Source organism: Acidisphaera sp. L21, assembly GCF_009765685.1.
Lineage (GTDB): Bacteria > Pseudomonadota > Alphaproteobacteria > Acetobacterales > Acetobacteraceae > LMUY01.
Genome location: NZ_LMUY01000035.1, coordinates 1 through 9,019, shown reverse-complemented (window position 1 = coordinate 9,019; position 9,019 = coordinate 1). Strand labels below are relative to the sequence as shown.

Annotated in this window: 10 protein-coding genes and 1 pseudogene; 10 read left to right on the top strand and 1 reads right to left on the bottom strand. The window is 63.9% G+C overall.

Features of this window, described 5'->3' with window-relative positions:
• Positions 1–160: 160 nt before the first annotated feature.
• Positions 161–1,201, bottom strand: coding sequence for a substrate-binding domain-containing protein (locus tag GSQ76_RS08770; RefSeq protein WP_158743535.1), 1,041 nt, complete (start codon positions 1,199–1,201; stop codon positions 161–163).
• Between the two features lie 284 nt (positions 1,202–1,485).
• On the opposite strand from GSQ76_RS08770, the gene GSQ76_RS08765 reads away from it, so the two are divergent.
• The 10 genes and pseudogenes from GSQ76_RS08765 to GSQ76_RS08720 all read left to right on the top strand — a co-directional run bounded on the left by GSQ76_RS08765 (position 1,486) and on the right by GSQ76_RS08720 (position 9,005).
• Positions 1,486–2,199, top strand: coding sequence for a hypothetical protein (locus GSQ76_RS08765; protein ID WP_158743534.1), 714 nt, complete (start codon positions 1,486–1,488; stop codon positions 2,197–2,199).
• On the top strand, positions 2,103–2,561 hold the full coding sequence (locus GSQ76_RS30865; protein ID WP_254070311.1) for an enolase C-terminal domain-like protein: 459 nt from the start codon (positions 2,103–2,105) through the stop codon (positions 2,559–2,561). The genes GSQ76_RS08765 and GSQ76_RS30865 overlap by 97 nt, the downstream gene beginning before the upstream one ends.
• 103 nt (positions 2,562–2,664) lie before the next feature.
• Positions 2,665–3,615 carry a dihydrodipicolinate synthase family protein gene (locus GSQ76_RS08755; RefSeq protein ID WP_158743533.1) on the top strand — a complete coding sequence of 317 codons (951 nt, stop codon included), beginning with the start codon at positions 2,665–2,667 and terminating at the stop codon, positions 3,613–3,615.
• Positions 3,616–3,630: 15 nt separating this feature from the next.
• Positions 3,631–4,628: pseudogene (locus tag GSQ76_RS08750) on the top strand (dihydroxyacetone kinase subunit DhaK).
• 2 nt (positions 4,629–4,630) lie between these two features.
• A complete protein-coding gene (locus GSQ76_RS08745; protein ID WP_158743532.1) occupies positions 4,631–5,239 on the top strand; it encodes a dihydroxyacetone kinase subunit L in 609 nt (202 codons plus the stop codon).
• A gap of 4 nt (positions 5,240–5,243) precedes the next feature.
• The gene (locus GSQ76_RS08740) at positions 5,244–6,458 is read left to right on the top strand and encodes a mandelate racemase/muconate lactonizing enzyme family protein (protein ID WP_158743531.1); all 1,215 of its coding nucleotides are present in this window, start codon (positions 5,244–5,246) and stop codon (positions 6,456–6,458) included.
• Positions 6,455–7,174 carry an amino acid ABC transporter permease gene (locus GSQ76_RS08735; RefSeq protein WP_158743530.1) on the top strand — a complete coding sequence of 240 codons (720 nt, stop codon included), beginning with the start codon at positions 6,455–6,457 and terminating at the stop codon, positions 7,172–7,174. Before GSQ76_RS08740 ends, GSQ76_RS08735 begins: the two co-directional genes overlap by 4 nt.
• An 11-nt stretch (positions 7,175–7,185) precedes the next feature.
• Positions 7,186–7,842 carry an amino acid ABC transporter permease gene (locus GSQ76_RS08730; RefSeq protein WP_158743529.1) on the top strand — a complete coding sequence of 219 codons (657 nt, stop codon included), beginning with the start codon at positions 7,186–7,188 and terminating at the stop codon, positions 7,840–7,842.
• A gap of 39 nt (positions 7,843–7,881) precedes the next feature.
• Complete coding sequence (locus GSQ76_RS08725) at positions 7,882–8,544, top strand: amino acid ABC transporter ATP-binding protein (RefSeq protein WP_335904890.1); 663 nt, start codon at positions 7,882–7,884, stop codon at positions 8,542–8,544.
• Positions 8,545–8,567: 23 nt separating this feature from the next.
• On the top strand, positions 8,568–9,005 hold the full coding sequence (locus GSQ76_RS08720) for a transporter substrate-binding domain-containing protein (RefSeq protein WP_158743528.1): 438 nt from the start codon (positions 8,568–8,570) through the stop codon (positions 9,003–9,005).
• Positions 9,006–9,019 lie beyond the last annotated feature (14 nt).

Genomic DNA, 9,019 nt, shown 5'->3' with positions numbered 1-9,019 from the left:
AACCGACCCTGCTTAGCCCACTGCGGCCTACGCCGCATGCTTACAGCGCAAACAGGGCACCGGATCGAGCGACGCCGGATGAGTTTGCCAGCCGCAGGAGTTAGGGAAGGACGCTTGAAAACTCCGTCGTTCACGGTGGAGAGGTTCATAGTCAACGCCATTACGAACGTTTGCGAGGTTGCGCGGTCGTTGAGCGGTTGATGAGAATTGGCGGAATGAGGACTTCTGATGGCGTCGCGTTTCCTTGGAGTCGCGATACAAGATAGCCAGCGGCGAGGCGGCCGATTTCAGCATTGTCGGCTTTCATCGTTGTCAGCGCCGGGTCAAGTTCGGCCGCAATGCTGATGTCGTCAAAACCAGTGATGGAGAGGTCCTGTGGGACAGTCAGCCCCATGGTTTGAGCCTCGAGCAGTGCGCCGATCGCGAGTAGGTCGTTGCTGCAGATGATGGCGGAAGGTCGTGGACCGTCCGCATTCAGGACGTGTCGTAATCCTTTGCGGCCGGCCTGAATGCCGTATTCGCCTTCACACAGGTGCTGTGGTCGTAAACCCAGGCCCTCTTCGGCAAGCGCGCCGCGCACACCGGCAAGGCGTGCAACGATTCGCTCATTATGCAGCGTGGGCTGCAGGATCATGCCGACGACCTTATGGCCTAAGTCGAGCAGGTGGCGGGTGATGGTGTGAAAGGCGGCCGCGTTATCGAAGCCCACGCAGGGATGGCCGCCATCCGGGGCGGAGCCGTAGGTGATGACGTAAGGAACCCGCCGCGCTTGGACGACCTCGAACAAGCCAGGCTTTGGGATCTGGCCAAGAACGGCGAGCGCGTCTACGCCGCGGGTGAGCATGGTGCGGACTTGCTGAGCTGCTTGGTCGGGGTCGTAGTTGGAGCAGCCGATTAGGAGGGTGATGTCGTGCTCGGCAAAAGCCGCCTGCATGGCACCGACCTGGGTCGCGAACACCTCCTGTCCAAGGGTGGGGATAACCACGCCAGCAATGGAGGTGCGTTTTCGAGCCAGCGCTGAACCAGCTGCGTGCGGGAGCCATCCGAGCGCAGCAGCCGCCGCGAGCACGCGATCCCGGACGGCGGGCGCGACTTTGTCCGGCGAGTTGACCGCCCGCGAGACCGTTGCGGTGGAAACACCGGCCGCTTTGGCAACATCCTGGGCGCGCGCCGCACGAGGTAGATCTTTGTTCACGTCCATCCGATGCGATCCAGCGCGCGTCTAGCATAGTGTGTGGCAGTCCAACACCTTTAGCCAGATCCGACCAGAGACCTGCCGCGACAACGGCAGAGTATGCGCGTACTCTACACAACATTCATCGTAAAACCACGGCTGACGGTGTCTTACGCCCATCAGCGATCGTTTAATGAATGCGCTTGCATCGCATTCGCGGTGCCGATAGCCTTCCCTAAAAGAGAGTTGGATAGCACACAGAAGCCGCCACCGAGGTGACTTGCTGAATGCGATCCGGCGGGGGAGACCGGGTGTCGACGATTATCAACAGTGTGGATGCAGTTCTGCTGCAGGTCCCGTTTATGGGAATCCTGCGGACGGGGATCGACACCGACTCGCCGAGTGACATGGCGGTCCTGCAGGTAAGGGTCACAACGGATGGCGGCCTGGTCGGCTGGGGTGAGGCGTTCGGCCATGGCTGTTGCCGCGCGACCAAGGAGGCAATCGAATCGCTGGTCGGCCAAGCCCTGATCGGCGCCGATGCCAGCGACATCGCCGGCCTGTCGCTCCGGCTGCAGCGGCGCTTCCATCTGTTCGGCCGCACCGGCCCGGTGCGCTGTGCCCTGGCCGGGATCGACATCGCGCTCTGGGACCTTGCCGGCAAAATGGCCGGCTTGCCGCTCTACCGTCTGCTCGGCGGCCGTGCGCGGGAGTCCGTCCCAGCGTATGCCAGCCTGGAACGCTACGGCGCCCGCGACACGCTGGTGGCCGCCTGCGAACGGGCGGTTGCCGAGGGCTACCGCGCCATCAAGCTCCACGAGATCGATGTCGGCCTCATCCGGGCCGCGCGCGAGGTGGTCGGCCCGGACTATCTCCTCATGCCGACACCAATTGCCCGTGGACCGCTGAGGAGGCGCGCGACAAGGCCGTGGCACTCGCCGAGTGCCGTCTGCGCTGGCTGGAGGAGCCGGTCTGGCCGCCGGAGGACCATGCCGGCATCGCCGCGGTGCGCAACACCGGCGTGAAGACCGCAGCCGGCGAGAACATGATCAGCCTGTTGGAATTCCGGGATTTCTTCCAAGCGGGCGCACTCGATGTGGCGCAGCCCAGCGTCGCCAAGATCGGTCTGACGGAGACGCTGAAGGTTATCGCCCTGGCGGAGGCATTCGGCGTCACCACGGTCCCGCACTGCGCCTATTTCGGCAGCGGCTATCTGGCCGCCTTGCACCTGGTCGCCTCGATGCCCGGCGACGTGCTGTTCGAGCGGCTGTTCCTCGATTTTCCCGCGAGCCCGTTCGCGCCGTTCACCACGCCCGTGGGGGGCACCGTCGCCGTCCCGCAGGCGCCGGGCCTGGGCTGCGATCCCGCGCCGGAATGGATCTTATGAGGCTGGCGCCGAGTGCATACGGGAGACGGACATGACGGCACCGGTCCCGGCCATCGGAGCCGGCAAGCCCGCTTCATCCAAACCTCTGATTGACGGAACGAGCATGCAACATCGCCCCCTGGACGGCATCGTCGCCGTCATGCTGACGCCCTTCCACGACGACGGCAGCATCGACTACGGCAGCCTGTCGCGGCTGATCGACTGGTATATCGGAAACGGCGTCGACGTGCTGTTCGCCGTCTGCCAGTCCAGCGAGATGTTCTTCCTCTCGCTGGAGGAGCGCGTGGCCCTGTCACGCTTCGTGGTCGAGCATGCGGCCGGCCGGGTCGCCGTGATCTCGTCCGGCCACGTGTCCGACAGCTGGGAGGAGCAGCTCACCGAATTGACGGCGATCGCCGCGACCCGGCCGGACGCGGTGGTGCTGATCACCAACCGCCTCGACCCGGACAACCAGGGCGAAGACGCGTTCCGGTCCAACCTGGACTGGCTGCTGGCGCGGCTACCCGGCGACATGCCGCTCGGCCTCTACGAGTGCCCGGCACCGTACCGCCGCCTGCTCTCCGATGGCGAGGTAGCGTATTGCGCTGCGAGCGGACGGTTCGCCGTGCTTAAGGATGTCTGCTGCGACCTGGCGCGGATCGAACGGCGGCTGAAGATCGTGGCAGGCTCCGCGCTCACCATCGTCAACGCGAACGGAACGATTGCGCTCGAGGCCATGAAGCTGGGTTCGCGCGGCTATAGCGGCGTGTTCACCAACATCCACCCCGACCTCTACGCTTGGATGTATCGCTCCTGGCGCACCAACCCGCCCATGGCGGAGGCGCTCTCGGCCTCGCTCGCCGTCGCATCGGTGTCGGAGCTGATGGGCTACCCGGCGCTCGCCAAGCTGTATCTGCAGAAGCTGGGTGTGGTGGACGGCATCCACTGCCGCGCCATCGACTACGACATCCGCGAACGCTTCTGGTGGGGCGGCGAGCCGATCCTGGACAAGATTCGCATCATGTCCGACCGCTTCCGCGGCGAGATCGCAGCACTCCCACTTGCGGCCGAGTGACAGGAACCGAACGTCATGAAGAAGATACTGAACGACGCCTACACCTATGCCGAGGAAACGCTGACCGGCCTCTGCGCCGCCTACCCGCAATACTATCGGCGCTCCGAGCACAGCCGGAACGTGATCGTGCGCGGCGGCACGCCGAAGCCGGGCAAGGTCGGCATCGTGTCGGGCGGCGGCTCCGGCCATCTCCCCGTGTTCACCGGCTATGTCGGGCCGGGGCTGCTCGATGCCTGCGCCGTCGGTGACGTGTTCGCCTCGCCCTCCGCCGACGAGATGGCCATCGCGATGCGGGAGGCGAATGCCGGGGCTGGGGTGCTGCGCCTCTATGGCAATTACGGCGGCGACGTCATGAACTTCGACATGGCCGGGGACCTCGTGGAAGGCGACGGGATTGAGGCCACCACGGTGCTGATCGCCGACGATGTCGCGAGTGCCGCCACCAATGAGCGCGACAAGCGCCGCGGTGTCGCCGGCATGGTGTACGCCTTCAAGATCGCCGGCGCCGCAGCCGAGGCCGGGTTGGACGTGGCCGGTGTCACCCGCGTGGCGCAGGATGTCGCGGACCGCGTGCGCAGCATGGGCGTCGCGCTGTCGTCCTGCACCGTGCCGCAGGCCGGCCGCCCGACCTTCTCCATCGACGAGGGCGACATGGAGGTCGGCATGGGCATCCACGGCGAACCCGGCGTCCATCGCGGGCCATTGAAGAGCGCCAACGAGATCGCCGACGCGCTGCTCGACCCGATCCTGGACGACATCAAGGCCACACCGGCGATCGCCTGTCGATCCTCGTCAACAGCCTGGGGGCCACGCCGCTCGAGGAGTTGTTCATCCTCTACACCCGGATGGAGGCGCGGTTGACGGAGCTTGGGATCTCGATCGCTCATCCACTGGTGGGGCGCTACGCCACCTCGATGGAGATGGCCGGCGTGTCGCTGACCGTGCTGCCGCTGGATGCGACGCTGGAGAAATATCTGACGGCGCCTGCGGCCTGTGCGTTCTGGAAGGTGTAGCCATGCCCTTGGATGCGGCCGTCCTGAAGCACGGCATCGCGGCCGTCCTGGCCGAACTCGACATCAAGCATGCCACGCTGACCGAGCTCGACGGCAAGATTGGGGACGGCGACCTTGGCATCACCCTGCTGAAGGCGTTCCGCGAACTCGACCGCCTGAAGGACAGCCTGCCAGAGGATGTCGGCCAGGCGCTGCTGCAATGCGCTTCCGCCGTGGCGCGGGTGTCCAGCTCCAGCTTCGGCACGCTGTTCGCGACGGCGCTGATCGCCGTGTCCAAGCTGACCAAGGGCAAGGACTCGGTGCCCTGGACCGAGATGCCAGCCTTCCTGGACGCCGCGGTGCAGGCCATGTCTGCCCGAGGTAAGGCCTCACTCGGCGACAAAACCGTGCTGGACGTGCTCGACGCCATGGCCCGTGCCGCCGCCGATGAGGACACACCGCAGACACTCCTTGCGGCAGCCGCCGCCGCCGTGGACCGCACGCTGGACGCGTATCGTGACAAGCCGAACAAGATCGGCCGCGCCCGCATCTTCGCCGAGCGGAGTGTCGGCCTTGACGATCCCGGCATGGTGGCCGTCAAGGTCATGCTGCACGGGTTAGGGAGGGCCTGACGCCATGAAGATCTCCGGCTTCAAGCTGCTGCACGCCGACGCGGGTTTCTGCAATGCCCACTTCCTTGGGCTCGAGACCACGGACGGCGTGATCGGCTGGTCGGAGTTCGCCGAGCATACCGGCACGGCGGGCCTGTCCGGTGTTGTGACCAAGCTATGCGAGTTGGTCGTCGGCATGGACCCGATGGGGATCGAGCGGATCGCCGCGTTCTTGCGCGGCCGCACGTTCCAGGCGGCCGGGGGAATGAACCAGCACGCCATCGCTGCGATCGTCAACGCGCTGTTCGACATCAAGGGCAAGGCGCTCGGCGTCCCGGTGCATGCGCTGTTCGGCGGCACGCTCCGCACCCGCGTACCGGTCTACTGGAGCCGCTGCGGCACCAACCGCATCATGCACAGCGAGCTGATGCAGAAGCCGCCGGTCCGCACCTTCAACGACGTGCGGGTGTTGGGTGCCGAGGCGCGCGAGCGTGGCTTCACGGCGATTAAGACCGACGCGGTGAGCATGGCCGGCGGGCAGCTCTCGATGGTGCGGCAGGGCATGGCGATGACGCCGGGCTACCCGGAGCTGAACCTCGAACCCGAGACGCTGAAATCGATCGTGGGGCTTCTGAGCGCATTCCGGGAGGGCGCCGGGCCGGACGTGCAGTTGATGTTCGACGTCAACTGCCATTTCCGGACGGAGGGCGTGCTCAAGATCATCCGGGCGCTCGAATCGTTCGACCTGCTCTGGTTCGAATTTGACATCCTGTCACCGCAATCGTTGTCGCTGGCACGCCGGGCCGCGCATTTCCCGATCGCCTCGTTGGAGACGGTGTATGGGCGGCAAGGTTTGCGCCCGTATCTCGAGGCGGCGGCCGTCGATGTCACGATCATCGACATCATGTGGAACGGCTATCTCGAGGCAATCAAGATGGCCGATCTTTGCGCGGCCTACGATGTGAACGCGGCACCCCATGCCTATAGCGGCGGTGGCCTTGGCGACATCATGAGCGCGCATTTCGCCGCCGCCGTCCCGAACGTCCGCATCATGGAGATCGATATCGATGAAGTCCCATGGAAATGGGATTTCCTGTCGGACCGGCTGACCGTCACCGACGGCCATCTCGCCATCCCGCAAGCGCCGGGCTGGGGAGTCGAGGTCGACGAATCCGCGATCGCGCGCAGGCCGGTGCATTCCGTCGGGCGCGCCGCTCCCTCGGGGGGAAGTGGCGCGTGAGCTACGGATTCGATTTCTCCTCCGTCCTTCCGTTTTGGCCCGACCTGCTGAGCGGACTTTACCTCACGGTCGTGATGACCGTGTTTGCCACCGTGTTCGGGTTGGTTGCGGGGATCGCCGTGGCAACGGCACGCCGCAGCCGTGTGAAGTCGGTGTCGCTGCCTGCCGGGATCTACGTCGAGACGCTCCGAAACACGCCCTTCATCGTCCAATTGTTCTTCCTGTATTTCGGGCTCGCGAGCATCGGCATTCATCTGTCCGCCGTCGTCATATCGATCATCGCGATGGTGCTCAACGTCGGCGCCTACACGGGAGAGATCATCAGGGCCGGGCTGGACAGCATCCCCGCCGGGCAACTCGAAGCCGCCGAATGCTTGGGGCTCTCCAGCACCAAGATCTTCTTCTATGTCTCCCTGATCCCCGCGATCGAGAACGTCTACCCGGCGCTCACCAGCCAGTTCGTCCTGATGATGCTGATGACGTCGGTCACATCGCAGATTTCGACGGAAGAGTTGTCGGGCGCCGCCTACAACATACAGTCGACGACGTTCCGTGCGATGGAGGTTTATATCACCATCGCCGTGATCTATGTGCTGATCGCCTTCGCGCTCAAGTTGCTGTTCGTGGGTCTCGGAAGGCTGCTCTTCAGAAGGAAGCGCGCCCTGCGAAACCTCTCACGCGTGCGGCTCGCTGGCACGCAAGCCGTCGCAGGCTAGGGGCGGGTGCGATGAGGTTCACCTACGTCCACCTCCTCTTTATCCTGCATGGTTTCGCCTGGACGATCGGGCTCTCGGCGCTCTCCTTCGCCCTGGGCGGGATCGGCGGCCTCATCCTGATGCTGCTGCGGACATCCCGCGTTGCGAGCGTTCGATGGGTTGCGGCGGTGTTCATGCAGATCATCCAAGGCATCCCCGTCCTGATCCTGCTCGTCCTGTCCTATTACGGGTTGGGCTTTGCGGGGCTGGATGTCCCGCCGCTCGTTGCGGCCGGGATCGGAATGATGCTCTACGCCAGCGTTTACCTGGCGGATATCTGGCGCGGTTCCATGGAGTCGATCCCGAAGACCCAATGGGAAGCGGCCGAGTGCCTGCCGCTTTCAAGGTGGCAAACGATCCGGCTTGTCGTGATCCCTCAGGCCGTCCGCATCTCGCTGCCATCCACCGTTGGATTTCTCGTGCAGATCCTGAAATCAACCTCGCTTGCCTCGGTGGTCGGATTCATCGAACTCACGAGGTCGGGTCAGCTTGTGAACAACTCGATCATAAAGCCATTCCTTGTGTTCCTGCTTGTCGGGCTTCTGTATTTCGCGCTCTGCTATCCGCTTTCGATCTACAGCCAGTATCTCGAAAGGAGATTGCATGTCGGCCGTCGTCAAACTCAGTGAAGTGCGAAAGAGTTTTGGCGCATTGGAGGTCCTCAAGGCGTGTCCTTCGAAGTGGAAAAGGGGCACGTTGCCGTAATCATCGGCCAAAGCGGCTCGGGGAAGAGTACCGCCCTGCGCTGTGTGAACCGGCTGGAGCGGATCGACAGCGGCCGGATCGAAGTCTGTGGTCATGCGGTGGAGGCGCCCGACCTCGATGTGAAGCTGCTGCGGCGGGATATCGGGATCGTCTTCCAAAGCTACAATCTGTTCCCGCATCTCTCCGTGATCGAGAATATTACGCTGGCTCTGCGTCACACCAAAAAGCTTGGCAGGCGTGAGTCGGACGAGATCGCGAGGCAGGTGCTGGATCGGGTTGGCCTGGCCGACAAGGCGGGCAGCTTTCCGGAGCAGCTGTCAGGAGGGCAGCAGCAGCGGGCCGCGATCGCCCGATCCCTCGCGATGTCACCAAAGGTGATGCTGTTCGACGAGGTGACCTCCGCCCTCGATCCGCAGCTCAAGAACGAGGTTCGCAGGGTGATCGAAGGCTTGGCGGCGGGCGGGATGACCATGATCCTGGTCACGCACGAGATGGGTTTCGCCCGTCGCGTCGCAGACAAGGTCATCCTGATGCACAAGGGGGTGGTGCATGAAGAAGGAAGCGCGTCGATCCTCACCGATCCCAAAACGAAAGAGCTGCGGGATTTCCTCGAATACGATCTTTGACAATAATAATAAGAAATGAAGCCATGCGTAGTCTCGTTGTTGTAGCCGTCCTGTCCCTTCTGCCGGTGCTCGGCGCAAGTGGTGCCAGGGCCGATGAACTCGCCAACATCAGGAAGGCCGGAGTGCTTCGGGTTGCGACGTCGCTCAGCGTTGAGCCCTACAACTATACGGACGCATCGATGCAGCCTGCCGGATCAGACGTCGACACGGCGAAGCTGCTGGCACAAGATCTCGGCGTAAAGCTGGAGCTTGTGTCCACGACCGTGCCGGCACGACTTCCGACGCTGCAATCCGGCAAAGCAGACCTGGTCATCTCCGTCCTCGCCATCACGCCGGAACGCAAGGAGGCCATTGATTTCTCAACCCCTTACTCCGTTAACTCGAACGTGCTGATTGCACCGAAAGCGGTTTCAATCGCCTCGTATGCCGATCTAGGGTTCGGACTCATAACCAGTAGCTGACGGTTGCTGCGAGG

Excerpts from the sequence above, each read along its gene's own strand:
- GSQ76_RS08720 (WP_158743528.1), top strand. The coding sequence starts at position 8,568 with ATGCGTAGTCTCGTTGTTGTAGCCGTCCTGTCCCTTCTGCCGGTGCTC.
- GSQ76_RS08740 (WP_158743531.1), top strand. The coding sequence starts at position 5,244 with ATGAAGATCTCCGGCTTCAAGCTGCTGCACGCCGACGCGGGTTTCTGC.
- GSQ76_RS08745 (WP_158743532.1), top strand. The coding sequence starts at position 4,631 with ATGCCCTTGGATGCGGCCGTCCTGAAGCACGGCATCGCGGCCGTCCTG.
- GSQ76_RS08755 (WP_158743533.1), top strand. The coding sequence starts at position 2,665 with ATGCAACATCGCCCCCTGGACGGCATCGTCGCCGTCATGCTGACGCCC.
- GSQ76_RS08730 (WP_158743529.1), top strand. The coding sequence starts at position 7,186 with ATGAGGTTCACCTACGTCCACCTCCTCTTTATCCTGCATGGTTTCGCC.
- GSQ76_RS08770 (WP_158743535.1), bottom strand. The coding sequence starts at position 1,201 with ATGGACGTGAACAAAGATCTACCTCGTGCGGCGCGCGCCCAGGATGTT.